General features: G+C 37.1%; 39 protein-coding genes. 27 read left to right on the forward strand and 12 right to left on the reverse strand.

Annotated features, from left to right (window positions below):
- Positions 1-9 precede the first annotated feature (9 nt).
- From HCH28_RS01300 to HCH28_RS01340, 9 genes are all read left to right on the forward strand, one after another.
- A complete protein-coding gene (locus HCH28_RS01300) occupies positions 10-825 on the forward strand; it encodes a putative phage tail protein (RefSeq protein ID WP_221679293.1) in 816 nt (271 codons plus the stop codon).
- Positions 825-1097, forward strand: a complete 273-nt coding sequence (locus HCH28_RS01305) for a hypothetical protein (RefSeq protein ID WP_221679294.1) — start codon at positions 825-827, stop codon at positions 1095-1097. The genes HCH28_RS01300 and HCH28_RS01305 overlap by 1 nt, the downstream gene beginning before the upstream one ends.
- The gene (locus HCH28_RS01310; RefSeq protein ID WP_221679295.1) at positions 1094-1822 is read left to right on the forward strand and encodes a hypothetical protein; all 729 of its coding nucleotides are present in this window, start codon (positions 1094-1096) and stop codon (positions 1820-1822) included. The genes HCH28_RS01305 and HCH28_RS01310 overlap by 4 nt, the downstream gene beginning before the upstream one ends.
- Before the next feature lie 4 nt (positions 1823-1826).
- Positions 1827-2114: a hypothetical protein gene (locus HCH28_RS01315; RefSeq protein WP_202341517.1), complete on the forward strand. Its 288-nt coding sequence runs from the start codon at positions 1827-1829 to the stop codon at positions 2112-2114.
- Positions 2114-2275, forward strand: a complete 162-nt coding sequence (locus HCH28_RS01320; RefSeq protein WP_221679296.1) for a hypothetical protein — start codon at positions 2114-2116, stop codon at positions 2273-2275. The genes HCH28_RS01315 and HCH28_RS01320 overlap by 1 nt, the downstream gene beginning before the upstream one ends.
- A 72-nt stretch (positions 2276-2347) precedes the next feature.
- Positions 2348-2752, forward strand: coding sequence for a phage holin family protein (locus HCH28_RS01325; protein WP_221679297.1), 405 nt, complete (start codon positions 2348-2350; stop codon positions 2750-2752).
- Positions 2749-3417 carry a M15 family metallopeptidase gene (locus tag HCH28_RS01330; RefSeq protein ID WP_221679298.1) on the forward strand — a complete coding sequence of 223 codons (669 nt, stop codon included), beginning with the start codon at positions 2749-2751 and terminating at the stop codon, positions 3415-3417. Before HCH28_RS01325 ends, HCH28_RS01330 begins: the two co-directional genes overlap by 4 nt.
- Before the next feature lie 413 nt (positions 3418-3830).
- Positions 3831-4007: a hypothetical protein gene (locus HCH28_RS01335; RefSeq protein ID WP_221679299.1), complete on the forward strand. Its 177-nt coding sequence runs from the start codon at positions 3831-3833 to the stop codon at positions 4005-4007.
- Positions 3998-4543 carry a hypothetical protein gene (locus HCH28_RS01340; protein WP_221679300.1) on the forward strand — a complete coding sequence of 182 codons (546 nt, stop codon included), beginning with the start codon at positions 3998-4000 and terminating at the stop codon, positions 4541-4543. Before HCH28_RS01335 ends, HCH28_RS01340 begins: the two co-directional genes overlap by 10 nt.
- Positions 4544-4617: 74 nt before the next feature.
- On the opposite strand, the gene HCH28_RS01345 is transcribed toward HCH28_RS01340, so the two are convergent.
- Both HCH28_RS01345 and HCH28_RS01350 read right to left on the reverse strand, forming a co-directional pair.
- The gene (locus tag HCH28_RS01345) at positions 4618-4797 is read right to left on the reverse strand and encodes a hypothetical protein (protein ID WP_221679302.1); all 180 of its coding nucleotides are present in this window, start codon (positions 4795-4797) and stop codon (positions 4618-4620) included.
- 15 nt (positions 4798-4812) lie between these two features.
- The gene (locus HCH28_RS01350) at positions 4813-5334 is read right to left on the reverse strand and encodes an SHOCT domain-containing protein (protein WP_221679303.1); all 522 of its coding nucleotides are present in this window, start codon (positions 5332-5334) and stop codon (positions 4813-4815) included.
- A gap of 122 nt (positions 5335-5456) precedes the next feature.
- Here HCH28_RS01350 and HCH28_RS01355 point away from each other — a divergent pair, with 122 nt between their 5' ends.
- The gene (locus HCH28_RS01355; protein ID WP_221679305.1) at positions 5457-6119 is read left to right on the forward strand and encodes an EcsC family protein; all 663 of its coding nucleotides are present in this window, start codon (positions 5457-5459) and stop codon (positions 6117-6119) included.
- A 76-nt stretch (positions 6120-6195) separates the two neighbouring features.
- Here the strand turns inward: HCH28_RS01355 and HCH28_RS01360 are convergent, their stop codons facing one another.
- Positions 6196-6408, reverse strand: coding sequence for a helix-turn-helix domain-containing protein (locus HCH28_RS01360; RefSeq protein ID WP_221679306.1), 213 nt, complete (start codon positions 6406-6408; stop codon positions 6196-6198).
- A 77-nt stretch (positions 6409-6485) separates the two neighbouring features.
- Here HCH28_RS01360 and HCH28_RS01365 point away from each other — a divergent pair, with 77 nt between their 5' ends.
- The 6 genes from HCH28_RS01365 to HCH28_RS01390 all read left to right on the forward strand — a co-directional run bounded on the left by HCH28_RS01365 (position 6486) and on the right by HCH28_RS01390 (position 11043).
- The gene (locus HCH28_RS01365; RefSeq protein ID WP_221679308.1) at positions 6486-6677 is read left to right on the forward strand and encodes a hypothetical protein; all 192 of its coding nucleotides are present in this window, start codon (positions 6486-6488) and stop codon (positions 6675-6677) included.
- A 109-nt stretch (positions 6678-6786) separates the two neighbouring features.
- Positions 6787-7326 carry a hypothetical protein gene (locus tag HCH28_RS01370; protein ID WP_221679310.1) on the forward strand — a complete coding sequence of 180 codons (540 nt, stop codon included), beginning with the start codon at positions 6787-6789 and terminating at the stop codon, positions 7324-7326.
- A 563-nt stretch (positions 7327-7889) separates the two neighbouring features.
- Positions 7890-8912 carry an ABC transporter substrate-binding protein gene (locus HCH28_RS01375; protein ID WP_221679312.1) on the forward strand — a complete coding sequence of 341 codons (1023 nt, stop codon included), beginning with the start codon at positions 7890-7892 and terminating at the stop codon, positions 8910-8912.
- A gap of 84 nt (positions 8913-8996) precedes the next feature.
- Positions 8997-10025 (forward strand): ABC transporter permease, encoded by a 1029-nt coding sequence (locus HCH28_RS01380; RefSeq protein ID WP_009371612.1) that lies wholly within the window; start codon positions 8997-8999, stop codon positions 10023-10025.
- Positions 10018-10812, forward strand: coding sequence for an ABC transporter ATP-binding protein (locus tag HCH28_RS01385; RefSeq protein ID WP_004225432.1), 795 nt, complete (start codon positions 10018-10020; stop codon positions 10810-10812). The genes HCH28_RS01380 and HCH28_RS01385 overlap by 8 nt, the downstream gene beginning before the upstream one ends.
- Positions 10813-10899: 87 nt before the next feature.
- Positions 10900-11043, forward strand: coding sequence for a hypothetical protein (locus HCH28_RS01390; RefSeq protein ID WP_221679313.1), 144 nt, complete (start codon positions 10900-10902; stop codon positions 11041-11043).
- A 247-nt stretch (positions 11044-11290) separates the two neighbouring features.
- Here the strand turns inward: HCH28_RS01390 and ilvA are convergent, their stop codons facing one another.
- Positions 11291-12553 carry a threonine ammonia-lyase IlvA gene (gene ilvA / locus HCH28_RS01395; protein WP_009371610.1) on the reverse strand — a complete coding sequence of 421 codons (1263 nt, stop codon included), beginning with the start codon at positions 12551-12553 and terminating at the stop codon, positions 11291-11293.
- Positions 12554-12842: 289 nt separating this feature from the next.
- Between ilvA and HCH28_RS01400 the strand changes: the two genes are divergently transcribed.
- Positions 12843-13586 (forward strand): TerC family protein, encoded by a 744-nt coding sequence (locus HCH28_RS01400; RefSeq protein WP_004225430.1) that lies wholly within the window; start codon positions 12843-12845, stop codon positions 13584-13586.
- 42 nt (positions 13587-13628) lie between these two features.
- Here HCH28_RS01400 and bshB2 read toward each other — a convergent pair whose 3' ends face one another.
- The 3 genes from bshB2 to HCH28_RS01415 form a co-directional block, all read right to left on the reverse strand.
- A complete protein-coding gene (gene bshB2 / locus HCH28_RS01405) occupies positions 13629-14318 on the reverse strand; it encodes a bacillithiol biosynthesis deacetylase BshB2 (protein WP_221679315.1) in 690 nt (229 codons plus the stop codon).
- A gap of 13 nt (positions 14319-14331) precedes the next feature.
- The gene (locus HCH28_RS01410) at positions 14332-14682 is read right to left on the reverse strand and encodes a YojF family protein (RefSeq protein WP_004225428.1); all 351 of its coding nucleotides are present in this window, start codon (positions 14680-14682) and stop codon (positions 14332-14334) included.
- Positions 14683-15243: 561 nt separating this feature from the next.
- A complete protein-coding gene (locus tag HCH28_RS01415; RefSeq protein WP_221679317.1) occupies positions 15244-15525 on the reverse strand; it encodes a hypothetical protein in 282 nt (93 codons plus the stop codon).
- 235 nt (positions 15526-15760) lie between these two features.
- Here HCH28_RS01415 and HCH28_RS01420 point away from each other — a divergent pair, with 235 nt between their 5' ends.
- A complete protein-coding gene (locus HCH28_RS01420) occupies positions 15761-16270 on the forward strand; it encodes an acyl-CoA thioesterase (RefSeq protein ID WP_255600527.1) in 510 nt (169 codons plus the stop codon).
- Between the two features lie 45 nt (positions 16271-16315).
- On the opposite strand, the gene thiD is transcribed toward HCH28_RS01420, so the two are convergent.
- Entirely contained in the window at positions 16316-17146 is an 831-nt protein-coding gene (gene thiD / locus HCH28_RS01425) for a bifunctional hydroxymethylpyrimidine kinase/phosphomethylpyrimidine kinase (RefSeq protein ID WP_221679320.1), read from the reverse strand.
- 175 nt (positions 17147-17321) lie between these two features.
- Between thiD and HCH28_RS01430 the strand changes: the two genes are divergently transcribed.
- From HCH28_RS01430 to HCH28_RS01450, 5 genes are all read left to right on the forward strand, one after another.
- Entirely contained in the window at positions 17322-17999 is a 678-nt protein-coding gene (locus tag HCH28_RS01430) for a uracil-DNA glycosylase (protein ID WP_004227613.1), read from the forward strand.
- A 75-nt stretch (positions 18000-18074) separates the two neighbouring features.
- Positions 18075-18251, forward strand: coding sequence for a hypothetical protein (locus HCH28_RS01435; RefSeq protein ID WP_048393435.1), 177 nt, complete (start codon positions 18075-18077; stop codon positions 18249-18251).
- Positions 18251-18517 (forward strand): YwdI family protein, encoded by a 267-nt coding sequence (locus tag HCH28_RS01440; RefSeq protein WP_202342029.1) that lies wholly within the window; start codon positions 18251-18253, stop codon positions 18515-18517. Before HCH28_RS01435 ends, HCH28_RS01440 begins: the two co-directional genes overlap by 1 nt.
- A gap of 26 nt (positions 18518-18543) precedes the next feature.
- Positions 18544-18924: a DUF423 domain-containing protein gene (locus tag HCH28_RS01445; protein ID WP_004227623.1), complete on the forward strand. Its 381-nt coding sequence runs from the start codon at positions 18544-18546 to the stop codon at positions 18922-18924.
- 164 nt (positions 18925-19088) lie between these two features.
- Positions 19089-20264, forward strand: coding sequence for a M20 family metallopeptidase (locus tag HCH28_RS01450; RefSeq protein ID WP_255600391.1), 1176 nt, complete (start codon positions 19089-19091; stop codon positions 20262-20264).
- Between the two features lie 82 nt (positions 20265-20346).
- On the opposite strand, the gene gerQ is transcribed toward HCH28_RS01450, so the two are convergent.
- Positions 20347-20682: a spore coat protein GerQ gene (gene gerQ / locus HCH28_RS01455; RefSeq protein WP_004227629.1), complete on the reverse strand. Its 336-nt coding sequence runs from the start codon at positions 20680-20682 to the stop codon at positions 20347-20349.
- A 22-nt stretch (positions 20683-20704) separates the two neighbouring features.
- Positions 20705-21130, reverse strand: coding sequence for a cell wall hydrolase (locus HCH28_RS01460; RefSeq protein WP_004227631.1), 426 nt, complete (start codon positions 21128-21130; stop codon positions 20705-20707).
- 245 nt (positions 21131-21375) lie between these two features.
- On the opposite strand from HCH28_RS01460, the gene HCH28_RS01465 reads away from it, so the two are divergent.
- Positions 21376-21546 carry a hypothetical protein gene (locus tag HCH28_RS01465; RefSeq protein ID WP_004227634.1) on the forward strand — a complete coding sequence of 57 codons (171 nt, stop codon included), beginning with the start codon at positions 21376-21378 and terminating at the stop codon, positions 21544-21546.
- A 485-nt stretch (positions 21547-22031) separates the two neighbouring features.
- On the opposite strand, the gene hemQ is transcribed toward HCH28_RS01465, so the two are convergent.
- Positions 22032-22781 carry a hydrogen peroxide-dependent heme synthase gene (hemQ, locus tag HCH28_RS01470; protein ID WP_221679324.1) on the reverse strand — a complete coding sequence of 250 codons (750 nt, stop codon included), beginning with the start codon at positions 22779-22781 and terminating at the stop codon, positions 22032-22034.
- 156 nt (positions 22782-22937) lie between these two features.
- On the opposite strand from hemQ, the gene lipL reads away from it, so the two are divergent.
- Positions 22938-23771 carry an octanoyl-[GcvH]:protein N-octanoyltransferase gene (gene lipL / locus HCH28_RS01475; protein ID WP_221679325.1) on the forward strand — a complete coding sequence of 278 codons (834 nt, stop codon included), beginning with the start codon at positions 22938-22940 and terminating at the stop codon, positions 23769-23771.
- Between the two features lie 36 nt (positions 23772-23807).
- On the opposite strand, the gene HCH28_RS01480 is transcribed toward lipL, so the two are convergent.
- On the reverse strand, positions 23808-24458 hold the full coding sequence (locus HCH28_RS01480; RefSeq protein ID WP_004227650.1) for an RsfA family transcriptional regulator: 651 nt from the start codon (positions 24456-24458) through the stop codon (positions 23808-23810).
- Positions 24459-24693: 235 nt separating this feature from the next.
- Here HCH28_RS01480 and HCH28_RS01485 point away from each other — a divergent pair, with 235 nt between their 5' ends.
- Positions 24694-24918: a YuzB family protein gene (locus HCH28_RS01485; protein WP_004227652.1), complete on the forward strand. Its 225-nt coding sequence runs from the start codon at positions 24694-24696 to the stop codon at positions 24916-24918.
- 201 nt (positions 24919-25119) lie between these two features.
- Positions 25120-26427 carry an HD domain-containing protein gene (locus HCH28_RS01490; protein WP_221679326.1) on the forward strand — a complete coding sequence of 436 codons (1308 nt, stop codon included), beginning with the start codon at positions 25120-25122 and terminating at the stop codon, positions 26425-26427.
- Positions 26428-26641 lie beyond the last annotated feature (214 nt).

The raw sequence follows: 26641 nt of genomic DNA on the forward strand, positions 1-26641 counted from the left end.
TGAATCAAAATGCATGCAATCTATGAGTCTGAATGGGGGCAAGCTGCAGTCTTTACCTGGGGTGAATTAACACCGCACCAATGGGAATGTTTTAGGTTAGCTTTGTTGCAGTCCGAAACCGAATTAAAGACGCAAGGTGTCACAGTAGCTTTTTCAGGAGCAACCCATGAAGTTATTACAGAGCTTCAAACACATGAAGTTAAAGTCGTTTTATCCCCTATTATTGTTCAAACAACATCGGAAATGATTACAAATATGGTTGTTTCGACTCGCGATTATATAACAGACATGTTGCGGTATTTACCTGTTTATGAGCGAAAATCACCAGTGTTTATTGTGGTATTAACCGCCTATGATAGAGAGTTTAGAAATACGGAACAACAGTTAGAAATAGTGAATCGAAATATATTTTTAGATACTGCTATTGAAACACTGTATATTTACGAACGTGATCTTGGAATCAGAACAAATAATTCTTTGCGATACGATCAACGTAGGGAACAAATTTCCTCACGTTATCGTGCCAGCTTTGACCAAACAACAGAGGAAACCATTAAATCGGTTGCAGCTGCTTATAGCAATGGTGAAGTAGCAATAAATAAAACGGACGTGCCAGGTGTTTATGAAATTAAATTTGTGAGTATAAAGGGCATTCCTAATAATATGGCTGGCTTAATGCAAGCATTGGACATTGTGCTGCCTGCTCATTTGGCCTTTGAATATACCTACACATATAATCCGTGGGACTTCCTGAAAGATCAAACTTGGGGCGGTGTACGACATCTCACATGGGATGAATTAAGAGTATGGGGAGAGGTGATTTAATGCAACATACACAAAATTTAAAATTAAAAAAGCCTGATCTTACTGATAACGTTCTTATATCAGATTTGAACGAAAATATGGATGTATTAGATCAAGCTGTTGGAGAATTACAGAAAACAACTGAATCCATCGGGGATTTAGAAAAGAATCTTAACGAACATTTACTTGCACAGATGCCTCACCGTTTTTTTGATAATGGTAAATGGTATCGATGGGGTTTCCGTACAGAAAACGGTGAGCCTCAATTTATCTATGAGGAGGTAATAGAATGAACGTACTTGATGTAGCCACTAAATCCATGCAAACGGCAATTAAAGCTGTGGTGGATAACATTAAAACTACCACAGATGCCACAAAAATAGATGTTGATTTAATTAAACAAGGTGTAAGTAATATGGGTACAAAAATTGAAAATAAAGATACAGGGAAAGTTATGAAAACTAAAGTTTTTACCTCAAACGGAACTTTCATTGTACCTGCAGGTGTTACCGAAGTTTATGTGACAGGCGGTGGCGCTGGTGGCGGAGGTGGTGGTTATACAAATGGGAATCCAGTATTATATTTGACAGGTGGTACGGGAGGGGCAACAAGTTTTGGTAACAAACTAACACTATCGGGCGGCGCTGGTGGTTCTTATATTGTTAGTGCTTCCACAGGTGGCGCAGCTGGAGGTAAGGGTGGCTCAAATGGTCATGCAGCCATGAGTGCAGCTGCGAGTAATTCAAATAATCCAGGTGGTGCTGGTGGTAGTGGCGGTTACTATAGTGGAGGTGGCGGAGGTGGTGGCAGAGGTGCCTATTGCAGTGGTGGTGGCGGTGCCAATCCTATTTATCATGGAGGCGGTGGCGGCGATTTTGTCATTGACCATCTGGTAAAAGTAACACCCTCGGAATCTATTACAGTTACTATTGGTATAGGTGGAGCTGGTGGTGGGTCGTATCAAGGGCTAGGTGGTGCTGGTGGAGACGGTATACTAACAGTAAAATGGTGGGAGTGATTAAATGAGATTTGCACAGATACTTTACAACAAAGCGCATTGGATTTTTGAAGCAGACAAAAAACCTGATTTTGCACCAAACATTATTTTGGTTGATATTACTGGCAAAAATCATATACAAGAGGGGTGGGATTATAACAATAAAACAGGCGAATTTACAGCGCCAGTTTTACAGAATCCATCACCAATTGAGCCACCGCCAACAGTAGAAGAAATGCAGGCACAAACCCTTATCAATACAGAATACTTAATTACCATGAATGAAATGGGCATCGAGGGAGGAAAAATGTAATGAAGGTATATGACTTATGTAAATTTTTAATTGATCGCAACCGTTACAGCTATGATGATATGCTAAAGAAAGTAAATGTCTTCTACGCCAACAATCAGCTGGCAGATGAAGAATATACGCAGTTATTAACTGATATGGACGCACAGCAAACGCAAGCATAAGCAAGCGTTATTTTTTATGCCTTTCACAGTAATTGTGAAGGGCTTTTATATTGGGAAAAGGGAAGTGTTCAGATGGAAAAATGGATTGCTTTAGTGAGTGGAACAATAGGCACTATAGTTTCATATTCAGTCGATGGTCTAGGAATGGCCGTTACTGTTCTAATAGGTTTTATGGCTATTGATTACCTTACAGGAATTATGGGCGGTATTGTAAATCAAAATTTAAACAGTCGTACAGGTTTCAACGGCATCATACGAAAAATTTATTACTTAATGCTAGTTGGCTCAGTTTACTTATTGTCTGTTGTGATTCCTGGCATCGAGTATGCAGGGGATGGAGCAGCCATTGCATTTTGTGTACTAGAATTTATTTCGATCACAGAGAATGGTACAAAAATGGGCTTGCCAATGCCTGACTTTATCAAAAATATTTTAGCAATCGTGAAGGATAAAACAGGAGAGGGTGAGGTTAAATGACAAGCGTAACTCAAACATGTCGAGATTTAAGTGAATTAGCTGCAGCTGCTCAAACAGCTTGTCGTCTACTCTTTCAGGAATGCTTCAAAGTTGGGATAGTAGACATTTTTATCACAGAGACATTCCGCAGCCAAGCACGACAAAACTACTTATATGAGCAAGGGCGAACAAGACCAGGACAAGTAGTTACCTGGACACGCAATAGTAATCATACATCACGTAGAGCCTGGGACATTGCTGTAGCACCACCACGGAATCTATATGATATTTCCACTTTATCAAAGGTGGGGGCAATTGCTAAAAAACTAGGCATTGAATGGGGAGGATATTGGCCAGTAGGACAGTATGATGCGCCTCATTTTGAAATACCGACTAATTGGAAAGCACCTGCAGGCTATAAATTAGAAGGACAAGTAATCGTGCCAACAAGTAGTGCTGTAAGAGTGCAGCTCATTGTAGAGGATAAACCACAACAATCAGAAAAGGATGATGATATTATGAAATTCACAAGCACAACCGCAAAGGCTGCAGTACGTGATTACATTCAACAAGCAGTCACTAAAGGATTAATTAATAAATCTTGGTTGGAGAAGTTCGATACTGGAACCATGACAAGTGGTGACTTTGAAGGATTGAAGATTATCATTTCACAACGTAGCGCATAACAGCAAAAGCCCACTACCAATTAAGGTAATGGGCTTTTTTTATTTCCACAAATTAATACTTGTCAAAATACAAACGTCTGTTCAAAAATAATACAAACAAAAGTTCTTTTATTGAGGGAATGATGTAGTGTTACGCTATGCTAACCATGCAATGAAAACACTAGTGGCAAAGTTATTATTAAGTCACCAAAGCTACGACAAAGTAGAGCAAGAGTGAACTCTCTTGATTCAAATGCAAAAAAAATACAAAAAACATGATAACAAAATGATATTTATGACATGAAAATGATTTTTATCAAGTATTTATCATTGATGTGAAGGTTAGAGACTGTTACAATTTGGGTAATATATAATTAACAGGAGCATAGAATAGAGTAATTTGCAACTGTTAATTTATTAGGGAGGGAGAATTTATGGCTACATTGACTTATTACGATGAGTTAATTATCAATGAAGAAACTGCAAAGAGATTTGTTGAATTAAACACATTTAACCCGGTGCATTTTGACGATATTAATGATTTCGATTTAACTACCTCAGAATGTGAGGATTTAGCGCTTAACATCTTAAATTCGTATGAATGCAGATAATTCGTTTAAGTAGATTTATACAAAGTGTTAACGATCAAAAAGCCTCGGAAGCAAGTTTAAAGGCTTTGTTAAACACATTTACATGTTCAGCAAATCCAGATGTTCAAAATTTTTTGCATGAAAAAGCAATTGACAGCGAGAATCGACGATCTGTTAGAACATACTTAGTAGTCGATAATAATGAAATTGTCGGCTACTTTTCTTTGCGTATAGAAACATTTGATTTCCATTTAGATGTTTCAAAATCGCTAAGAAGAATTATATCAGGTAATAAAAGTGCGGAAAGATTTCCAACTTTATTAATTGCACAATTAGGTAGGTCAGATAAATACCGTCACCAAGTCCCAGGCAGAGAAATTCTGCTTAGAGCTTTAAATACTTGTATAAATTTTGCTAGTGAAATAGGCGGTGTTTATTCAGCGGTTGTTGAGTATGATGATGTACCTGTTCTTCATAGTTTTTATAAGAATGAAGGGTTCAAATTTATTCAACAAAACCATCATAATAACAAAATGATGGCAGGAATTAAAATTTAAGACAGACCTTATTTCTACATAGAACCATATGAAAAAATAAAACCAGGTACTCATAAGAGCGCCTGGTTTTATTTTTACCAACTCATTCTTCGTAATGCAGATCGTGTGTGACTATCAACTTCTTCTTTACGCTTAGGATCGTTGTAATCAATATTTTGATTTGGTTCAGAGTTACCACAGTTAATTATATTCTCTACATTCGCCTCTACTGTTTTTAGTATTCTTTCTATTACTTTGGCTTGAAAATCGAACATGCTTTCACCTCGTTCTTATATCCCTAATAATTGCTTTTTCTTCGCGTCAAATTCATCTTGCGTTAATATCCCATCATCCAATAAATCCTTCAATTCGCGGATCTCGTCAGCGACATCATACATATCTTTTTCCACTTTACCTGCAGGAGCAGAAGATGTTTTGGCCATTGCCTTTAGGTTCTCAATAGCTGCTTTAATTTCAAGTGCAATATGCGCTGGAACATCGTCAATGATTGCCTTATTTCCAGTTGAGACGATTTCGATTGTTGAGTAAACAAGCTTATTGGAAATGTTAATACTGCTAATCGATGTTAAAGGAATGCTTCTTTCGTCATTAGAAACAATGCCTTTGATTTCGTGTAAAATGATTCGGTTATCTGTTACATAAAGCTGTTTAGTACCTTTAACAGATGCACATACAGCAAGCAGAGTTTCGCCTTGATCTGTGAGCCTATCATCGAACATTTGAATCTGTTTAGCCATAGCTTTCTTCTTACCAAAGCCAGCGAATTTAATAGTTTCTGCAATTGTATCCATGTCTGCACTCCTTACAGATATTTGTAATTTCATTATATAGAAAATCATTACAATAAAATATAGATAATGGATATTATATGATATTATTTTCTTATTATATAATATATCTAGTAGGTGATGAAATGGCGAAGTTAACAGAAGGAAAAGTTTTGCAAGTGCTAGACTGGGCATATAATAGTGCTATCGAAGGGTTACCGAAAACATTGTCAGCATATGAACTTGCTGATGACTACTTGAAAAAGTCAAAAACTCCTGACGATGCAATTAATAAGTTAATAAAATGGCAGCAATCAAAATGTGCAACAAGTGGATTTATTACTGGATTAGGAGGCATTGTAACTTTACCAGTTGCAATTCCAGCAAATATTGCTTCGGTAACATATGTCCAAATTAGAATGATTGCTTCTATTGCACATATAAGGGGATACGATTTGAAAGACGACCAAGTTCAGACATTTGTTTATGCTTGCTTAACTGGACAAGGAGTTGCGGATATTGTTAAACAAGGTGCTATAAAAATAGGTGTGAAAGCAGGTCAAGCCCAGATAAAAAGAATACCTGGTGAAGTCCTTAAGGCAATAAATAAAGCAGTTGGTTTTAGATTAGTGACTAAATTTGGCCAAAAAGGGGTAATTAATTTAGGTAAAGCAGTCCCTTTAATTGGAGGAATTGTGGGCGGCACTTTTGATGCGACATCTACATATATGGTTGGAAGAATGGCCAAAGAAACTTTTAAAGACGGTGGTTATAATAGTGGTGAGGGAATGGTCATTGACATACAATAAAAAATTAAATTGAAACACTAAGTACCTGTTGGAACAGGTACTTTTTTAACTATAGAAAACCAATGTTAGTTATCTGCTACTTAAATTTGCATCCATCTTCTAAAACGAAATGAGCCTCATATTTTGCATCTAATGCGTTTGCGATTTCCTCTAATTCATTTTCACTAAAATTATCTCTCTTCAGCTTATTAGAAATATTGGATTGCGAAGTGCCTAGCTTTTCAGCCAGTTTAGCAGCCGTTACATCTCTTTCAACCATTAACAACTTAATTTTCTTTGCCATGCTCATATTTTTATACCGCCTCAATAATTATTGTTACCACTATTATAGCTTATAAATACACTGAAATTATTAAAGCTAAGAACGTGCTATTTAAAATTGCTATGGATATTAAAGAAGGTATTCTGACAGTTACAAACACATTGAGAGCCGTATTTGGAGGGGTTTATAGTAAGGCTGTAGAGCGTTCAAATAGGAATGTGACTAACTCATCATCTATAGAAGAAACAGCAGATAGAGAACGTCCAGTACCTTTTTATTACTGGCTTGAATGGTGAAAGGGGAATAATAAATATAATGTTTTGAATAGTACCAGTATATCCAAAAAGATGCTAAAATTTAGTAGGTTTTTAAGCTTTTAGTAATTGAAAAATATGGAGGTACTACATGCAGGATACAAAAAAATTTTCTACTGCAAGATTATCAGAAATAAATTTTATAGTTATTATGATTGGTGTAACATTTATGATTATAGGAATATCAAGTATCTTTGGTATTACTGTTATAAATTCAATGTTTGTCCTTGCAATCTCGTTATCAGGTACATTTTTTGTCCTTGCAGATATTGTTCAATATCTATCAGATACTTATTCATCTAATAATAGTAAAGTAATAAAGTGCTTACAATTTTTCAAAAGTATAAGTTTAGCCCTTTCTATTCTTTCGCTGTTAACATTACCATTCTTGAATATCCAGGTGAAAAATGCAGAAATATTAGCTACTGCCTTTTCAATTATTGCTATTGGATTAACTATTATTAATTTGAGTCTAAATAACAAAAGGATGCAAAATGAAATTCTTGAAAGAGTGATAACTGGATGGGAAAAGTCTGATGAACAAACAGAAAAAGCAATAAAACAGGCAGAGGATGCTAACGCTTTAGTTGAAAGAGTTTTAGATATTTTAGAGAAGGAAAAATTAAAATAATATATACCTCCAAAATCTTAATTATATAAAAAAATGACCACTCCAAATGGGGTGGTCATAATATTTGCTTGTGAAAAAAATGTGTAAAATGAAACAAAAACTAATCTTAGCTAAACCTAACGTGAATTTTTGGAGAAAGTTGATAAACGTTGATAACACTGAGTTTTTGTTTTAATTAAAATTATTCATTGGAATTAATTCTAACCTAATTTTTTCGTGGGATGGTTACGAACCACGGTGCTTTCACACAAGTAAATATTCTATTATAGATATCTAGTAGAAGTCAAATGTCAGACTTTGTCTATAATGTCCTATCGCCGCAAAATTGTCATAAATATTTTTTACTATGTTGAAAAAGGAACTAGAATAACTAAAACAGCGTAGTTTAGCGGTTTAAAGCGCCAAATTAAATGAAAAACTAAAATATTTTGTCAATTTTAAAAGTCAGAACATTCATAATGTTGTTGACGGAGCTCGATAATAACGATAATATAGCGATACATTCACACTTTGTTTGGATAAAGTGCGATAGATATTCGAGAATATAATCGGGGGGATTATTTGTGAAAAGCAATGTAAAGAAGTTGTCATTCCTTCTTTTTGGATTAGTGTTGCTTCTTGCTGCTTGTGGTAGCGGTGGCTCTGGTACAACAGATTCAAAAGGAAATGAAACAAACAATGCTAGTGAGAGCGGAAATGCAGACGATAAAACATATAAAATCGGGATTACTCAAATTGTTGAGCATCCATCGTTAAACGCAGCAACGGAAGGCTTTAAAAAAGCAATTGAAGATGCTGACTTAAAAGTTGAATACGATTCACAAATTGCACAGGGAGATAATAGCCTTAACACAACAATTGCTAACAATCTAGTAAGTGCAAACGTAGATTTGATTTTTGCAAACTCTACACCTTCTGCTCAAGCCGCTGCAACAGCAACAAGTGATATTCCAATTATTTTTACATCTGTTACAGATGCTGTTGGTGCACAGTTAATTGACTCAATGGAGAAGCCAGGGAAAAATATTACAGGCACAATCGATTTACATCCTGAAACGATTTCTAAAACTGTAGCATTCCTAAAAGAACTTGGCGCGAAAAAAGTAGGGATGGTCTACAATGCCGGTGAGCAAAACTCAGTTGCACAAGTTTCAGAAGTGAAAAAGGTTATGGACGAACAAGGTTTAGCGGTGGTAGAAGCATCAGCATCTACTTCAGCAGATGTAAAACAAGCGACAGAATCTCTAATTGGTAAAGTAGACGCTTTCTATATTATTACTGATAACACAGTAGTTTCTGCATTAGAGTCGGTAATTGATGTTGCCAATACGAATAAATTACCATTAATCGTAGGAGAACTAGATTCTGTAGCACGTGGCGGTTTAGCTGCTTATGGGTTTGAATATTTCGATATCGGTTATGAAGCAGGTCAAATGGCTGTGAAAATTTTAAAAGGTGAAGCGACACCTGCCGATACACCTGCACAATACCCACAAAATCTGAAACTATTAATTAATAAAAAAGTTGCAGATGATTTAGGAATCGAAATTAAAGATTCTTGGGGTGCCGAAATTCTAGAACAGTAAAACGAAGCGGGGTGAACTATCCCCGCTTTATCTTCATTTTACAAGCGATATAAATAATAAAGAGATTTAGGAGATGATTCAACGATGTTTTTAGCATTATTTGGCGCAGTGGAGCAAGGAATCATCTATGCAATTATGGCACTTGGTGTATATTTAACATTTCGGGTGTTAGATTTTCCGGATTTAACGGTTGATGGAAGCTTTGTAACAGGGGCGGCAACTGCAGCAACAATGGTTTTGCTTGGCTACCACCCAATCTTAGCGACTTTAGTGGCAATTGTTGCTGGATTTATTGCTGGATGTATGACAGGAATTCTTCACACGAAAGGAAAGATTAATCCGCTTTTATCAGGAATTTTAATGATGATTGCTTTATACTCGATTAATCTACGTATCATGGGGTTAACTGCAGAAAATACGATAGGTCGCCCGAATATTCCACTACTAAACTCTGAAACAATCTTTTCAAAGTTTCAATCTTTCTGGAGTAATTTAGGGATCGATGATGCTATCAATAACCTATTAAAAAGCATAGGCTTTCAGCATGTACCAGGTACATGGAGTGTGCTGATTGTTGTATTAATCATCACGATTTTAATTAAGTTAATAGCAGACTGGTTCTTAAAGACAGAGGTTGGGCTAGCTATCCGAGCAACTGGTGATAATAAACGAATGATTCGCAGCTTCTCTGCAAATACAGATACACTTATCATTTTGGGGCTAGGACTTTCCAATGCGCTTGTCGCATTTTCTGGAGCTTTAATCGCACAATACTCGAAGTTCTCTGATGTTAGTATGGGGATTGGTATGATTGTGATCGGTCTCGCATCCGTTATTATTGGTGAAGCTATTTTTGGGACTAAAACCATTATCCGTACAACGTTTGCAGTCATTGCAGGAGCCATCATTTATCGAATTATATTAGCTTTAGCATTACGTGTAGATTTCCTTGATTCAGGGGACATGAAATTAATTACGGCGATCATCGTTATTTTGGCACTGATCTTACCTCAATTTATCAATAAGAGTAAAGAACGTAAACGTAAAGCTAAACGAGCTGCAGAACTTTCACAAGTAAAAAAAGTAGAGCAGGGAGGAAATGGCCTTGCTTAAATTACATGGTATTAATAAGGTATTTAATGAAGGAACACCTGATGAGAAGATTGCACTTGCGGAGATAAACCTACATTTAAAGCCAGGTGATTTTGTGACAATTATAGGTAGTAATGGTGCAGGTAAATCAACGATGATGAATATGATTTCAGGTGCTTTAACACCCGATTTCGGTACAGTATTGATTGATGGTAATGATGTGACAAGTTTGCCTGAATATAAACGCTCTCAATACATTGGTCGTGTCTTCCAGGACCCAATGGCAGGAACGGCACCTACGATGACAATTGAAGAAAATCTAGCATTAGCATACTCTCGAAATAAGCATAGAGGGCTACGCAATGGTGTGGACAAAAAGCGTCGTGAATTTTTTAAAGAATCGCTAGAGATGCTTGGTTTAAATCTTGAGAATCGTCTTTCTGCTAAGGTAGGTTTACTTTCAGGTGGGGAACGTCAAGCTTTGTCGCTCTTAATGGCTACCTTCACAAAGCCATCTATTTTATTGCTGGATGAGCATACAGCTGCACTAGATCCATCACGTGCAGAGTTAATTACTCGTATTACGAAGTACTTAGTGGAAAAAGATAATTTAACCACATTAATGGTAACGCACAATATGCAGCAAGCATTAGATTTAGGGAATCGTCTGATTATGATGGATAAAGGCCAAATCATTTTAGAAGTTGGTGAAGATCGAAAACATGAATTAACAATCCCTGATTTAATGTCTGAGTTTGAACGTATTCGTGGGGAAAAAATGAATTCAGACCGTGCTCTATTAGGTTAATATCGAAACGCTCATACACTTGTATGGGCGTTTTTTATAGTGTTAAAAAATTTCTTCAATAGTGTTTTTTATGAATGGTGAAAATGAATGTCTGTTGCAGGTTCCCTAAATCCATGTGTAGGGGGTGCCGATCTATCCTATGGGAGAGGCGTTGTCACACATCGTTTTTCCACATTGTTCTCTACTGCTAGTATGAAAGAAAATGAAAAGACATATTTTCAAAATGGTTGATTGAAGAGGAGCCAGCCTCACTCCTAGGGGCTTTAGCGGCTCATCAGACGCCCCCTGAACGCTGGCGGAACGGAGGTCAACCCTCGTCTTGCCAGAATGTTTCTTTCCGCAGACGATATTATTTTTTCAACTTCATATAAAACGCTTATGCACTAGTTTGAATAATTTTTATTTGGGGATATTAAAGGATCGATAAACTTTATTACATAAAAAAAGCCTCACTTTCAGAGAAGTGAGACTCTTCATTTTAAACGAGTAAGCCAAATAGTTGAATATCGTTGTTTACTTCTTTGTATTTGAAGCCGAATTCATCCATTCGGGCAAGTAGTCCTTCATATTCAGCACGATCACCTAGCTCAATGCCGACTAGTGCAGGGCCACTTTCTTTATTGTTTTTCTTAGTATATTCAAAGGTAGTAATATCATCGTTTGGTCCAAGTACACTCGTGAGGAATTGACGTAATGCTCCGGCACGCTGAGGGAAGCTGACGATGAAATAGTAAAGTAAGCCTTCATGAATAAGTGACTTTTCTTTAATCTCCTGCATCCTTCCAATGTCATTATTCCCACCACTGATGATGACAACGACTGACTTACCTTTAATTTCTTCTTTATAAAAATCAAGGGCTGCTACTGATAATGCTCCAGCAGGCTCAGCAATAATCGCATGTTTATTATATAGATCTAGAATGGTCGTACATACCTTGCCTTCAGGTACCAGAACAATATCGTCTAAATAGCGACGACAAACATCATAAGTGTGGTGACCAACGCATTTTACTGCAGCACCATCAACGAATTTATCAATCCAATCAAGGGCAACTGCGCCACCTTCAGCAAAGGCAGCCTTCATACTACCTGCACCTGCTGGCTCCACACCAATAATTTTGCTAGTAGGAGAGAGATTTTTAATGTAGGCAGACACGCCTGACATTAAGCCACCACCACCAATACTACCGAATACGTAGTCGATTGGTTCCTCCATATCATTCATAATTTCTACCGCTACTGTACCTTGGCCAGCAATGACATCGAAATCATCAAATGGATGAATGAAGATTTTATCATGCTCTTCACAATAGCTCAACGCGCTTTCAGCAGAGTCATCGAATGTATCTCCTGCTAAAATAATTTCCACATATTCACGTCCAAACATACGTACTTGGTCTATTTTTTGCTTCGGCGTTGTTTGTGGCATAAAAATGCTTGCTTGAATTTTTAATTGGGCACAGGCATATGCTACACCTTGGGCATGATTGCCTGCACTTGCACAGACAACCCCAGCATTGCGCGCTTCATCCTCGATTTTTTTAATTTTATAATAGGCACCACGAAGCTTGAATGAGCGTACATGCTGTAAATCTTCGCGTTTAATATAAATATTAGCTCCGTATTTCTCGGATAAATAGTCGTTTTTTTGTAGTGGTGTGTGCACAACTACATCTTTTAAAAAATGATGTGCAATCAGGACATTCTCCACTTGCACGGTTCTAGTATCAGCAACTTCCATAGTATTCATCCTCCGTTATACGTTTAAAACATTTATCTATGATAGCACACTTTATTTGCTTTTTGTGATTAATTTTTAGTAAATTCTAAATTTTCCGTGTCTATTTTGAGATGTAAGCGTTTTATCTTGATATAGCTAATTCTTTTATAAAAAAGCAATGTGTCAGACCTAGAATTACCTCAATTTAAGTGGAGAAAATCTGTTGTCTCAAATCTAAAAAATACTACTCTCATAACAAAAATGGTCAAGCATATACTAGATTAGCTTAGGACAAGTAGGAGGGTATGTAGTGGAAATCATTCAAGGGATTTTATCAACATATTGGAAGTTTTTTGATTTGGCGATGTGGCAAGAAGTACTAATGGACCCTGTCTCCTGGGGACTAATATCCTCATTAATTATTATAGAAGGTTTGCTGTCGGCAGATAATGCATTGGTATTAGCAGTACTAGTGAAACATTTACCAGATAAACAGCGCAAGCGGGCATTAATGTATGGTATGCTAGGTGCCTATTTTTTTAGATTTTTATTTATTGGCATAGGTGTTTATCTAGTAGAATTTTGGTTTATTAAAGTATTAGGTGCTTTGTATTTAGGTTGGCTTTGTGTTGCTCATTTCCTTCACATAGGGAATGAGGATAGTGTAAAAGAGGTAAAAAGGTCAGGATGGATGGTGCGTCTTTTCGGCACGTTTTGGGCAACTGTCATTTCTGTTGAGCTAATGGATATTGCTTTTTCAATTGACTCAATCTTTGCCGCCTTTGCGATATCAGATCAAGTCTGGGTGCTTTTAATCGGAGGGATGTTAGGAATATTAATGATGAGGACGATTGCAGGTGTTTTTTTAATCATCATTGAAAAAATACCAGAGCTTGAAGCAACAGCCTTCATTATTATAGGCGTCATCGGCTTAAAAATGTTAGTGAGTGTTTTCAATATCCACATCCCTCATTATTTATTCTTCCTTTTCTTAGTGATTGCTTTTTCTATTACAATTATTGTGCATATGATGAAGAGAGTAAGAGCTGCTTAATTAAAAAGTACTGTTCTCCAAAAATGAGAACAGTACTTTTATTTATTTTACATATTTATCTGGATCAACAATATAGAATTTTTCAACATTAAGCCAACTCTCGCTCATTGGTTCCCCGTCATCAATACGTTTTTCAGTCTCCTGCATCATCCAACCAGTCTGAGATGCATGGGCTTGTAATGCTTTTAATTTGTCCATTCGCATTTCATGAATATCATGGACCACATGTGGTTCACCATTTTTTTCAATCGTATCATTGGCGAAGGCACAACCGAATATTTGTGGACGAGCAGCCTTTGGCATACGACGTACAGCTTCAACAACAGCACGTGCTGTTGCTTCATGGTCTGGGTGGACAGCAAAGCCAGGTAAGAATGTGAAAATTAAAGAAGGCATTAGTTCTTCAATTAGCCCTTCCACTAGTTTTACCATTTTCTCATCATCTTCAAATTCAATTGTTTTATCCCGTAGACCAAGCATACGTAAATCTTGAATACCCATTGCCTCTGCTGCTGCAACCAATTCCTTACGACGGATTTCAGGTAAAGACTCGCGTGTAGCAAAGGGTGGATTACCTAAATTACGTCCCATTTCGCCTAATGTTAAACAGGCATATGTAACAGGTGTATTCATTTTCTTCGTATAGTAGGCAATGGTCCCCGCAACTGAGAAAGCCTCGTCATCTGGGTGAGGGTACACAATTAAAATATGACGTTGTGGTTGTAAATTCAAATAGTCGTCCCCCTTAGTAAGTAAATGGCGTTTCACTAATTTCAAGCGCAATCGCCAATTTTCCAGAGTAGTCTAGTCCAGCCATTAATAAACGGCCTAAATCATCTAATTCAAAATGTGTAATGCCTTGAGCATAAACCCAGCCATGAGGTAATTTTAAACCCACACGATGAGGTGCATTATCTACAACCTTAGCAAGCTCATAGTTAATTTTAGCATTGCGAATAAAAGCACCTGCATTAAAAAACTGTTCATCATAGTGTGCTGCATAAGATCCGTTTGTCGTCTCAAGATGAATATAAACGTCTTTGTTGGCGAAAGAATTCAGCAATTTTTGCAACGTCTCTACTTGTACTTCTTGCATCTTAACACTCCTCTCGATCATTTCTCCTTTAAGTATAGTAAAAAAAATTCGCAAAGGGAAATTGATTGCTTTGATAAAAAAAGTGATGATTTATATTTATAAACCTTACCGCATTTTGGTCCAAATTTATTTGAGAGTGTGAAAATGAATCCTAGCATCCAAGGAAATAAATCACCATCTCTAAATCTATGACAAGTTCTTAAGCAATATTCTTGAAAAAATTATTGTAATGTATCAATATAGGGAGTGTGAAAATAAATATGTACAAACTGTGTCGTTTCACATTGTATCCGTTTTCACATCTGAAAAGATATTGCAACCATGACTTCTTCCTAATTTCGTGTGTGTTAGACAGCTCCACCTGTTAAAGGTAGTATTATTTCAGAAATAATGAATTCTATCTTGGTACAATAGATGACGTTCCTTGAACAGGTTATGCAAGGTAGCTGTGAAAAAGGGAAGAAAAATGAAGCTCATTATCATAGTATAATAAAAACCGCGACTCTCTTTTATGACAGGGAGTCGCGGTTTTTTTGTACATTCGTGTAGGCTATGTATTTGTTAGTATCGATTAAGTTTTCGTTCAATTGTATCTAAACGATTATTAACATTTTGTAATTGTTTAAACATTTGCTTCAAATAAAGGTTTTGATCTTGGGTTTCAGTGGTTTTGGCTTGTGCCAATTCTTCCTCCTCCTGCAGAGCTAATATTGTGGCAAGGGTGGATAATGAATAACCAAGTGTTAATATGATGGAGGCAATTACTTCAACTTTTGAAGAGGTGATTTCTCCAGCTAGTAAACCTGATTCTTCCGTTAAGTCTTCTACCTTGTTTTTTTTCATTTTTTCCCCTCCCATACAGCTAATATATGGGGTATGAGGCATTAAGGTATCTTGTCCTATTTTAATCTTTATTGGATAAATACTCATCATTAACGAATTGTTTAATGTTTGTAATTTTCTAATAATTATATTGATTTTTCCATTTAAATATAGCATTATAGTAGGAATAAACAAGACGTTTAGAGGGGGAATAGGTGTGAATAAGGACTTTAAATATTGTAAGGAATCAAGAGTGATGCGTACAAGTCGTGTATTTCCAAACGATGTGAATAATCATAATACATTATTTGGCGGACGGTTGATGAGCGATATTGATCAAGTTGCTTCCATTTCAGCTGCAAAGCATAGCAGAAGAGATTGTGTTACAGCCTCAACTGATTCAGTCGATTTCCTACATCCCATTCGCCCAACAGATTCGGTTTATTTCGAATCCTATGTAACTTGGACGGGAAGATCCTCTATGGAGGTTTTTGTCAAAGTTATTTCTGAAAACTTGAAAACTGGGGAGAGGAAGGTGGCAGCGACTGCATTATTAACTTTCGTGGCATTGGATGAAAATAACAATCCAGCACTGGTCCCAAGAGTAATTCCTGAAACAGTAGAAGAGACAAAATTGCATGAAACAGCTTCAGAACGAGCGAAGGCGCGTGCTGAACGTAAAAAGGAAAGTAAAGCATTAGCACAATTTATATCTATGAATGATCCATGGGATTATCGGCTAGAAATGATGGAGAATTATATGTAAAAAAAGAGGGATGTCTCAAATGACTTTGAGACATCCCTTTCATCCTTATATCTCTGTTACTGTTACGTGTGGAGCACCAAAGCGAGATTTCGCTCCATGCATGACAGGACCTACATATTCATTTAACGCCCAGCCATGTGCAATAGCTGCGGATACAAACTCTTTTGCTTCAATGACAGAATCTTTAATAGTAAGACCATTTGCAAGATTGGCTGTCACAGAAGCAGCAAATGTACAGCCTGCACCGTGGTTATTTGTAGATGCGACTTTTTCAGATTCTAATAAGTAGAATGTTTCACCATCAAAGAATAAGTCTGTTGCTTTTTCAGTAGCCAGTGCTTTTCCACCTTTAATGACAACAGCTTTAGCTCCTAGTTCATGGATTTTACGAGCGGCAATCTTCATGTCGTTAATGTTTTTTGGTGTACCTGTGCCAGCTAATTGTCCAGCTTCAAAAAGGTTTGGTGTTGTTACCGCTGCTAGTGGTAAAAGATGCTGAATCATGGCATCTGTGTTACCGGGATTCAGTACTTCATCGTCCCCTTTACATACCATAACAGGATCGATGACAACATTTGAAGTCCCTGAATTTGCAATAGCCTTTCCAGCAATACGAATAATTTCTTCTGTTGAGAGCATTCCTGTCTTAATGGCATCAATTCCTGTGGAAAGTGCTGTGTCAATTTGTTTTTGTAGTAAATCAGTTGGCAAAGGTGTGACGTTATGTGTCCAGCCATTAGGGTCCATTGTTACGACAACTGTTAATGCCACCATACCATATGTACCGTGCTCTTGGAATGTTTTAAGGTCAGCTTGCATTCCTGCACCGCCTGATGTATCTGAACCAGCAATTGTTAATGTTTTTTTTAGAGTCATGTAAAGGATCTCCTTTATCGTTAAGAGTTATAAAATTAACATCTAGTATAGTCCGATTCTGATTCTATAAAAATAGCCAGAATACTATATTTTTATATGGTCAGTTTCAACTGAAGCTTGAATTCATCTTTAATTTTTTGTACCGTTGTAAGAAGAGAAAGGGGCTTAAAGAACGATGAAACAAGTATTCCCGAATGATTGGCAAGCAGTACTCAAAGAAGAATTAGAAAAACCATATTATCAACACCTACGTCAATTTGTCGCAAATGAATATTCGACACAAACTATTTATCCACCAATGAATGATGTGATGAACGCATTCTATACAACAGCATATCATGATGTGAAGGTTGTTATTTTGGGACAAGACCCTTATCATGGGCCTAATCAAGCGCATGGGCTAAGCTTTTCTGTTAAACCAGGTATTCCACATCCTCCTAGCTTACGGAATATGTTTCAAGAGCTACAGGATGATTTAGGCTGTCCAATTCCTCAAAATGGAACGCTAACAAAGTGGGCTGAACAGGGTGTTATGCTATTAAATACGGTGCTTACGGTTCGAGCAGGACAAGCGAACTCCCATAAAGAACAAGGATGGGAGCAATTTACCGATGCTGTTATCGATCTATTAGCTGCAAGGGAAGAACCACTAATTTTTGTATTGTGGGGTAAACCAGCGCAACGCAAAAAGCAATTAATCCGAAAATATAAAACACCTCATGTCATACTGGAAGCGCCACACCCAAGTCCCTTAAGTGCTTATCGAGGATTCTTTGGCAGTAAACCTTATTCAAAGATTAATCAACAATTAGTGGAGTGGGGCAAGCAGCCGATTGATTGGTGTTTAGAATAGATTGGCACAAATCGTTTGCTTTATACGCTTTAGCAATCATGTTACATTTAATATAGAAGAAAGTGAGGGACATTGATGAAGGTGAATTGTTTTAAGTGTCAATTTTTTAAAGTAACCTGGGACCCTCAAAACCCACGAGCATGTGCAGCTTATGGCTTTAAAACAAAGCAAATACCATCCGTTGTTGTGAAGCAATCCTCGGGTGTGGATTGTTTAAAATTCGTACCAAAAGTAGAAAGTGGGAGAATGTAATGATTTCTTATCAAGCCGTTATACAGCAACTTGAAAAACAATTATCTAACGCAAAAAATGCGGGGAATGATCAGCAAATTCGTGAGACGCTTACAGCCATTCGAGCATTATGTGATGTGGTTTTAGATTCTTCAAGTGATGCACCATCAATCACTCCTCATAAGCATGTACCGCAAATGCTTGTGTCAGAGTCAAAACCATCCACTTTATATACAGCAAAGATTGAAGAAGATGGGGCAAATGGAGATTCCATTTTTGATTTTTAATCCATTTTAAAGGTAGGGTAATGAAAATGAAAAGATTTATCGTGACTGGTGCTCTTCATGGCCTATTAGCAGTAGCATTGGGTGCATTTGGTGCACATGCTTTAAAGGAAATTTTAGATGAATACAGTCGAGGTATTTGGGAAACGGCTGTTCAATATCAAATGTTCCACGCTACAGGATTACTATTCATTGGTCTGTTAATGAGCTCTAAACTATTAGGTGAAGTGAAACAATTAAATCTAGCAGGTATTTTCTTTAACCTTGGTATTGTTTTCTTTTCTGGGAGCTTATATGTTCTTGCAATAAGTGGTATTAAAGTATTAGGGGCTATTACACCAATTGGTGGCGTACTATTTTTAGCTGGATGGCTACTTATTATTTTAACTGCTCTCAAGCATGCTCGTTAATTTTAAGTTGACTCTCTTACATTATTTGTAGGAGGGTTTTTCTTTGTTATCAGTCATCTTTCAAAGATAGGGATTTAAATCCCTATCCATTTTGTAAGAATTTATAGTACACTACTAATATTACTTGCAATATTTCGAAAATACCAAAAGTGAGGTTACATAGTATGGAAAAACTATTTACATTACTGGATGCTAACTATAATGAGATGGTAGGGATTCGTCGCTATTTACATGAATACCCTGAATTATCCTTTGAAGAAGTCGAAACGCCATCCTATATAGCTACTTTTCATAGAGAATTGGGGCATGTGGTTCGAGAAGGAGTGGGAGGACGTGGCGTCGTAGCGATACTACGTGGCGGTAAGCCGGGCAAAACGGTGGCATTACGAGCTGACTTTGATGCATTAGCGATACAAGAAGAAAATGATGTACCTTACAAATCTAAAATAGCTGGAAAAATGCATGCATGTGGACATGATGGACATACAGCTACATTGCTTGGGCTAGCTAAGGCATTGAATGCAATGAGGGACCAAATTGAGGGCAATGTCGTATTCATTCATCAGCATGCAGAGGAAGTGGCGCCAGGTGGAGCTAAGCCGATGATTGAGGATGGTTGTTTAGAAGGTGTAGATATTATTTTTGGTACACATTTATGGGCACCTACACCATTAGGAGAAATATTAGTGAAAGATGGAGCCATCATGGCTGCCGCGGATAAAGTAGAAATAACGGTTCAAGGAAAGGGTGGTCATGGCGCAGAGCCTCATCATTCTATTGATGCTGTTACCCTAGCCTCTCAATTTGTCGTCAATGCTCAACAGCTTGTTTCAAGAAGGATTGACCCATTGAAATCAGCTGTTTTAACAATCGGTCATTTTGAGGCAATTAATCCGTTTAACGTTATAGCTGATCGGGTAGTTTTAGCGGGGACAATTCGTACATTTGAAGAAGAAGTACGCATACAAATGGAACAAGAGCTAGAAGCAATATTAAATGCGACTTGTCTGGCATTTGGGGCAAGTTACGAATATCGTTACACAAGGGGTTATCCACCTGTGTATAACCATCAGAGAGAAACTGAGTTTTTGGCACAATTGGCGCCGACTGTACCAGGGGTAGATCAAGTAATAACATGTCCGCCATTTATGATTGGGGAAGATTTTGCGTATTATTTAGAAAAAGTACCAGGCACATTTTTCTTCACAGGAGCTAAAAAGCCAGAATGGGAAACGGCCTATCCGCATCATCATGCACGCTTTGATTTTGATGAACGTGCCATGCTAATTGCAGCAAAAACCTTAGGTAAAGCAACCTTAACGTATTTAAAAGAAAATTGAACATAGAGAATGATAAAAATCCGCATACGCCCAACGACTTTTGGTCAGTGAGTGTATTGCGGATTTTTACTTAGAGATAGAATTATGGATTTTGATTAAAGTAAGCCATTTCCTCATCATACTCTGCAAAATCGAAATAAATCATAGGGAAAAGGAAACGATGATTAGACTTGAGTTCACGAATAATGACGTGATCTCGACCAGCTGCTTCTACCACACCACGAACAGTTTTTGTGTTTTTTCCCTGCTCTACTGCGTGCTCAAAAGAAAAATGGAAGGTAGCTGGTTTTCCACGGTTCAAACGTAAAATATTTTCTATATAGGACTCCTCACGGCCAGGTGGTCGTCCGCTCGGAAGTGTGACTGGAGGAGGAGTCATTTGTTGTTGCGTTGTTGGTGTCCAATAATAAGGCATCATCAATTATCAACCTACTTTCTTTTTAAATTTGAGGACAATCTTGTTCAGTTGGCGAGAAAAAACAATGGGATTTGAACCTGCCAGTATTCCATTGACCATACCATTGTGCAGGACAATCACCTGCTGGCATGAAAAACCACAAAGAGCGGGTAGCTGGATGAAATCTTTCACCCTGAATCACCCTTTTAGCTAACCGAATATCTTGATCACGTGCTCGTTGATAAAAATAACCCTTTTGTGTTGCCTCAAAGCCTCCCGGACGCTGATAAACCATTTGTTCAATCGTTCGAATATCACCAAAATCTAAACAATCACCTCTTACACGATTAACGCCAACATTCCCAACCATCAGCATGCCTAACTCTCCTTCGCCTTCTGCTTCGGCACGCATTAGTCTTGCGAGTAGGGCTGTCTGCGCATCATTCGTCTTAATAACAGCGATTTTCATACCTCCTCGCAGACAGTATATGCATGAAGGTATAGTAGTCATGTTCAATTTTGTTAAGAAAGACAATCACATATTAAAGTTACTATGCATATAGTAGTAATAACGACAAGTACGTAGAAAATACATCGAATCCTGCATGGCCCGATAGTTTTTATAGCAAAAAGGGTAAATAGAAAAAAATAGATTTAGGGGAACGTGAGATCAATGAATTGCATGTGTATCTAATACATGTGAGGTGATGGCTTATGGAAATTGGCGTTTGGTTTGGGATCTTATTAAGTGCAGTACTGGCTTTTCTATTAGGGGAGTTTTATGGACAGCCGCTCCATTGGTATCTCTTTATTGTCATTATAGTGATTGGTTTTTTTATTCAAACGGTTATCTTAATTTTAAAAGTAAAGAACGAGAGCTCTTAATGAAGGATGTAGAAGAAACGTGTTGGGGTTAAGAAAGTGTCATCGCTAAAAGATGGCACTTTTTTATATTGTGAGTCTAAATTTGCTAGTGTGGAAAGCAGAGCATCAGGAAAAATGCCTTTACCTTAATAGGCGATGAATACTTGTTTTAGCTGCTATTTCAATAAGACATAATTAATGTTGCCTAGTAAGTATATTAAAAATATAGCGTGACATACTAAAAATGACTTTATTTTTGCTTTTATGAAGGAGCGTTTCCATGCGTGTTTTTAGTATGTTTGTAGCGATTATCATCAGCGCTTTTCTGGCAGTTGGAATAGCAGAATATTATCATCAACCATATAATTGGTATTTAGTTTTTCTTATGATTCTAACCGGGATTTTTATCCATATTATAATTTTAATATTCGAATCCGAGAATGCAGAAGAAAACGAAATTTAAAAATGCGAGTCCATATTGACGGACTCGCATTTTTAATTAGATATTAAACAGTTAAGAATTTAACCAATTTATCTTGATCAAGAAGGTTTCCGACGAAAAATTCCCCGAATTCGCCATAGCGTGCTGACACTTCGTCAAAGCGCATTTCATATACTAATTTTTTGAATTGCAGTACGTCATCAGCAAATAAAGTTACGCCCCATTCGTGATCATCGAAGCCTACAGAGCCAGTGATAATTTGTTTTACTTTACCAGCATAGCCGCGACCAATCATTCCATGTGAACGCATTAATGATTTACGCTCGTCCATTGATAGCATGTACCAGTTGTCATTCCCTTGACGGCGTTTATCCATTGGATAGAAGCATACATATTTAGCACGTGGAAGTTCAGGATATAGACGTGCACGTACATGTGGATTTTGGTAAGGATCTTCATTTGACTCGCCAGCTAAATAGTTTGAAAGCTCTACAACAGATACATAAGAATATGTAGGAATTGTAAAATCTGCAATAGCTAATTTATTGAATTCTGCTTCAAGCTCTTGTAACTCATCCATTGTTTCACGCAATGTCATAATCATAAAGTCAGCTTTTTGACCAACGATTGCATAGAAAGCATGAGCACCTGTTTTAGCTACGTCTGCTTCGTTTAGTTTTTCTAAATAAGCAATAAATTCCTCTACTGCTGCTTGACGTTCCTCAGCAGAAACAAGCTTCCAAGATGCCCAATCAATTGAGCGGAAATCATGTAAAGCGTACCAACCATCTAACGTAATTGCTGCTTCATTCATTATTGAAAACACTCCTTTATAAGTGAATACCATTCAAAAATTAGTTTATCATAGTTTGCACAAAATCCCTAAGTTCATGATAGTAATTCACGAATTTGACACCATCTAAAGATAAGGTATTCTAAAGAGTAGAGATGTAATAAGAGGAGTACCAATATGAAACATATTTTACAACAGCCAATTTGGCGTTATTATGATCAATCCATTAGTGCGAAGCAAAGATCACCGCTTGAATCTTTTGCGACAGACGATACATTGTGCCAATTAGTTGGCCAATTGATGTCTCCGCCAACAATTCGTACATGGGTTCATGAGGCATCTGTTGTGCTAGGTATTCAAGACCATCGTTTACCTTATGTTCAGCAAGGTATGGAATTACTAGAATCTAGAGGCTATCATCCTATTGTTCGTAATTCTGGTGGACTAGCGGTTGTGCTAGATGAAGGGGTTCTTAATATATCCATTGTATTGTCTGAACAAAAAGAGTCGCTCAGTATAAATGATGGCTATGATGTGATGGTGGAACTTGTGAAGGGGTTGTTCCCAGAAATAGCTGAAAAAATTGAGGCTTATGAAATAGTGGGCTCTTATTGCCCAGGTTCTTATGATTTAAGTATTGATGGGAAAAAATTTGCTGGTATTTCACAAAGACGCCTGCGTCAAGGGGTGGCAGTGCAAATTTATTTATGTATTGAGGGGAGTGGCTCGCAACGCGCGGCACTTATCCGTGACTTTTATGAAGAAAGCTTGCAACAAGAGGAAACAAAATTCGCTTACCCTCAAATCGTGCCTGAAGTCATGGCTTCGCTAGCGGAGCTTGTAGACCCCAATTTAACGGTAGAAGCGGTCGTTATTCGTCTACAGCAACTACTTAATCAGTTGGCCGAGGAAGTACGTCCACAGTCCTTTTACGACGAAGAATTAACGTTGTATGGTTTTTATTTACAGCGTGTTTTTGAGCGCAACACCAAAATGCTTGAACGTAAGTAAGTTAGTTGATTATGTGAAACAGAAAAAGCGATGCGGCTAATTTAGCGCATCGCCATTTTCTGGTTGATAAATAGAACTGCTAGTTACAAGATTTCCGTTCTTCTCCATTTTAAAAACAGGTGCAATTCGCTCTTCCTCTTCATCAAGCGTAACAAGACGTCTAGCACGATTCATAATTTGAACAAATTGCTCGTAATCTTTGCGAATCGCTCGATTTTCCTCTTCTAGTTTTGTAATGGTTTTCTCTAGTTTTTTATTTTTCTCAGATGTTACATGTACAAGTTGTCGCCATTTTGAAGATTCATTTCCTACTTCACCAGAATGCTGTAAACGTAGTAAATAAGCTATGACAATATCAAGAGAAAGGGCAGATAGCGGAATTGATTTTCCTTCTGCAGCACTATTATTTACGGTAAACATACTAGAAGCACGGCGTCTTGCTGGCGCTCCCAACACTCGCATTCTCTCTTTTCTTTCCTTTTTAGCTTCTGCTAATTGTTCCTCGTATTCTTTACGAACAACGGCATTCCAACGAAAACCACAGGCTGCCGCAGTACGATTTAATGCATCACCCGCTTCTTCAAAGGCATTAAGCTGTGTGCTTCCTTCTGTTACATGACGGATTACAGCCTCTGCTAGTAATTCATCGTTTTCTTTTAACCAAGCATCTTGTCTTACTTTACTCATATTAAAATCCTCCCACCTTTATCTGGAACTTGTTATTTAAGACTAGCATGACCAATCTTTTAACCTTTTATTCATCTATGTAGAAGGAATTATGCTTGAATAGAAGGGGAAAAGTACGATACAATACCCGATGTAGGTTTGTGCACATGCTGCATACTTAAATATGTGAAGGTCATGTGTGCAATAGAGCGAAATTATGTTTGAAAAATACTATATAGAAAGGGTTGTTGACAAAATGGCAAACGAATTTAAAGTTTGCGATGAATGTCAGGCCGTTAACTTAAAGACGTTAATTCCAAAATTAAAGGAAATCGATCCTGATGCAACCATCGAAATTGGCTGTCATTCTTACTGTGGTCCAGGACGCAAAAAGACATTTACCTTTGTAAATAGCCGACCTGTTGCTGCATTAACAGAAGATGAACTAATGGAAAAGGTTTTAGCAAAATTAAAAAAGTAAAACTAAAAGCTATCTCTACTTGGGGGATAGTTTTTATTTTGCTTTTTTATATGTTGAGAAATTAGACCAATATAAATATAAAAATAATGTTAAAGGTAATTGAAATAGGTTGTTAATATCTATAGAAAAATGGCAATAAGTATGCTAGTCCTAGATTTATCGCATATAATAGAGCTATAACAAAATGGGGGTGCTATCCAAATGACATATGCAAACGCTAAATTAGAAGAAGAAAAGGTATTTAAAGATCCAGTACACCGTTATGTACATGTTCGAGATCAAGTGATATGGGATTTAGTGGGTACAAGGGAATTTCAGCGTTTACGTAGAATTCGTCAACTAGGTACCACATTTTTAGTATTTCATGGAGCAGAACATAGTCGCTTTAGTCATTCTCTGGGGGTTTACGAAATTGTACGCCGCATAGTAGATGATATCTTTGTAGGGCGTCCAGATTGGGATGAAAGTGAAAGATTATTAGTGTTATGTGCAGCCCTTTTACATGATTTAGGTCATGGCCCATTTTCCCATGCCTTTGAAAATGTATTTGAGCTTGATCATGAATATTTTACAAGGCAAATTTTGTTGGAAGATACGGAAGTAAATGCGATCTTAAAAAAAGTGGCAGCTGATTTTCCTGAAAAGGTATCCCAAGTAATTGAAAAGACATATCCAAATAAGCAAGTAATTAGTTTAATTTCGAGCCAAATTGATGCAGATCGTATGGATTACTTACAACGTGATGCTTATTTTACAGGTGTAAGCTACGGTCATTTTGATATGGAGCGGATTTTAAGAGTAATGCGTCCAAGAAAAAACCAAGTAGTAATTAAAGCAACAGGCATGCATGCGGTGGAAGACTATATAATGAGTCGCTATCAAATGTACTTACAAATTTATTTCCATCCTGTTTCACGAAGTGCAGAGGTAATTTTAAATAATATATTAAAAAGAGTAAAACAATTAAGCTTAGAGGGCTATACATTTAAGCATGAGCCTACTCATTTCCTAGCATTTTTCCGAAATGTTATTACATTAGAGGATTATCTTGCGTTAGACGAGAGTATACTTTTTACATATTTTCAGTTATGGATGCAAGAGGAGGATGCAATTCTAAGTGATTTAAGCCGCCGCTTTGTGAATCGTAAGCTATTTCAATACATTGATTTAGACCCTGGAGTAGAGCTCAATAAATATCAAAAACTTCAAGAGCTTTTCAAAAAGGCTGGATTAGACCCCGAATATTATCTTGTACATGATACAACGGCAGATCTACCATATGATTTTTACAGACCAGGAGAGGAAGAAGTGCGTGTCCCAATTTTTTTAGAAATGAAAAATGGTGAGCTACGGGAGCTTTCACGTGAGTCCATTATTGTGGATGCCATCTCAGGGCGTATGAAACGAGATCATAAAATCTATTTCCCATTAGATTTCTTAGAGGACGATTCAACAAACTCAACTGTAAAAAAACAAATATTAATGCTATTAAGGAAAGACAATAAATAAAATATAAATTTTAAAAATAATAAAGCAGTAAACACATTCCAGTAGGATGTTGTTTACTGCTTTATTATTTTTAGATAATTGTTTAGAAACTGTTAAGTTGAATTAGATATAATTAATCAATAATTTTGAAATGGAGGTGGTGCACATTGATTGCTTTCATACAAAAGTACCTTGTAGATGTGTTGGGAAATTCGTGAATAATTCTAATGACCTA

It is taken from the genome of Lysinibacillus sp. K60, assembly GCF_019731275.1.
GTDB lineage: Bacteria > Bacillota > Bacilli > Bacillales_A > Planococcaceae > Lysinibacillus > Lysinibacillus capsici.

Excerpts from the sequence above, each read along its gene's own strand:
- HCH28_RS01310 (WP_221679295.1), top strand. The coding sequence starts at position 1,094 with ATGAACGTACTTGATGTAGCCACTAAATCCATGCAAACGGCAATTAAA.
- HCH28_RS01490 (WP_221679326.1), top strand. The coding sequence starts at position 25,120 with ATGACATATGCAAACGCTAAATTAGAAGAAGAAAAGGTATTTAAAGAT.
- HCH28_RS01440 (WP_202342029.1), top strand. The coding sequence starts at position 18,251 with ATGATTTCTTATCAAGCCGTTATACAGCAACTTGAAAAACAATTATCT.
- HCH28_RS01345 (WP_221679302.1), bottom strand. The coding sequence starts at position 4,797 with ATGTTCGATTTTCAAGCCAAAGTAATAGAAAGAATACTAAAAACAGTA.
- HCH28_RS01465 (WP_004227634.1), top strand. The coding sequence starts at position 21,376 with ATGGAAATTGGCGTTTGGTTTGGGATCTTATTAAGTGCAGTACTGGCT.
- hemQ (WP_221679324.1), bottom strand. The coding sequence starts at position 22,781 with ATGAATGAAGCAGCAATTACGTTAGATGGTTGGTACGCTTTACATGAT.
- HCH28_RS01460 (WP_004227631.1), bottom strand. The coding sequence starts at position 21,130 with ATGAAAATCGCTGTTATTAAGACGAATGATGCGCAGACAGCCCTACTC.
- HCH28_RS01350 (WP_221679303.1), bottom strand. The coding sequence starts at position 5,334 with ATGGATACAATTGCAGAAACTATTAAATTCGCTGGCTTTGGTAAGAAG.
- HCH28_RS01340 (WP_221679300.1), top strand. The coding sequence starts at position 3,998 with ATGCAGATAATTCGTTTAAGTAGATTTATACAAAGTGTTAACGATCAA.
- HCH28_RS01390 (WP_221679313.1), top strand. The coding sequence starts at position 10,900 with ATGTCTGTTGCAGGTTCCCTAAATCCATGTGTAGGGGGTGCCGATCTA.
- HCH28_RS01315 (WP_202341517.1), top strand. The coding sequence starts at position 1,827 with ATGAGATTTGCACAGATACTTTACAACAAAGCGCATTGGATTTTTGAA.
- HCH28_RS01305 (WP_221679294.1), top strand. The coding sequence starts at position 825 with ATGCAACATACACAAAATTTAAAATTAAAAAAGCCTGATCTTACTGAT.
- HCH28_RS01420 (WP_255600527.1), top strand. The coding sequence starts at position 15,761 with ATGCGTACAAGTCGTGTATTTCCAAACGATGTGAATAATCATAATACA.
- HCH28_RS01415 (WP_221679317.1), bottom strand. The coding sequence starts at position 15,525 with ATGAAAAAAAACAAGGTAGAAGACTTAACGGAAGAATCAGGTTTACTA.
- HCH28_RS01485 (WP_004227652.1), top strand. The coding sequence starts at position 24,694 with ATGGCAAACGAATTTAAAGTTTGCGATGAATGTCAGGCCGTTAACTTA.
- HCH28_RS01325 (WP_221679297.1), top strand. The coding sequence starts at position 2,348 with ATGGAAAAATGGATTGCTTTAGTGAGTGGAACAATAGGCACTATAGTT.
- ilvA (WP_009371610.1), bottom strand. The coding sequence starts at position 12,553 with ATGGAAGTTGCTGATACTAGAACCGTGCAAGTGGAGAATGTCCTGATT.
- HCH28_RS01430 (WP_004227613.1), top strand. The coding sequence starts at position 17,322 with ATGAAACAAGTATTCCCGAATGATTGGCAAGCAGTACTCAAAGAAGAA.
- gerQ (WP_004227629.1), bottom strand. The coding sequence starts at position 20,682 with ATGATGCCTTATTATTGGACACCAACAACGCAACAACAAATGACTCCT.
- lipL (WP_221679325.1), top strand. The coding sequence starts at position 22,938 with ATGAAACATATTTTACAACAGCCAATTTGGCGTTATTATGATCAATCC.
- HCH28_RS01355 (WP_221679305.1), top strand. The coding sequence starts at position 5,457 with ATGGCGAAGTTAACAGAAGGAAAAGTTTTGCAAGTGCTAGACTGGGCA.
- HCH28_RS01480 (WP_004227650.1), bottom strand. The coding sequence starts at position 24,458 with ATGAGTAAAGTAAGACAAGATGCTTGGTTAAAAGAAAACGATGAATTA.
- HCH28_RS01445 (WP_004227623.1), top strand. The coding sequence starts at position 18,544 with ATGAAAAGATTTATCGTGACTGGTGCTCTTCATGGCCTATTAGCAGTA.
- HCH28_RS01335 (WP_221679299.1), top strand. The coding sequence starts at position 3,831 with ATGGCTACATTGACTTATTACGATGAGTTAATTATCAATGAAGAAACT.
- HCH28_RS01360 (WP_221679306.1), bottom strand. The coding sequence starts at position 6,408 with ATGAGCATGGCAAAGAAAATTAAGTTGTTAATGGTTGAAAGAGATGTA.
- HCH28_RS01450 (WP_255600391.1), top strand. The coding sequence starts at position 19,089 with ATGGAAAAACTATTTACATTACTGGATGCTAACTATAATGAGATGGTA.
- HCH28_RS01300 (WP_221679293.1), top strand. The coding sequence starts at position 10 with ATGCATGCAATCTATGAGTCTGAATGGGGGCAAGCTGCAGTCTTTACC.
- HCH28_RS01320 (WP_221679296.1), top strand. The coding sequence starts at position 2,114 with ATGAAGGTATATGACTTATGTAAATTTTTAATTGATCGCAACCGTTAC.
- HCH28_RS01435 (WP_048393435.1), top strand. The coding sequence starts at position 18,075 with ATGAAGGTGAATTGTTTTAAGTGTCAATTTTTTAAAGTAACCTGGGAC.
- HCH28_RS01380 (WP_009371612.1), top strand. The coding sequence starts at position 8,997 with ATGTTTTTAGCATTATTTGGCGCAGTGGAGCAAGGAATCATCTATGCA.
- thiD (WP_221679320.1), bottom strand. The coding sequence starts at position 17,146 with ATGACTCTAAAAAAAACATTAACAATTGCTGGTTCAGATACATCAGGC.
- HCH28_RS01370 (WP_221679310.1), top strand. The coding sequence starts at position 6,787 with ATGCAGGATACAAAAAAATTTTCTACTGCAAGATTATCAGAAATAAAT.
- HCH28_RS01410 (WP_004225428.1), bottom strand. The coding sequence starts at position 14,682 with ATGCAAGAAGTACAAGTAGAGACGTTGCAAAAATTGCTGAATTCTTTC.
- HCH28_RS01330 (WP_221679298.1), top strand. The coding sequence starts at position 2,749 with ATGACAAGCGTAACTCAAACATGTCGAGATTTAAGTGAATTAGCTGCA.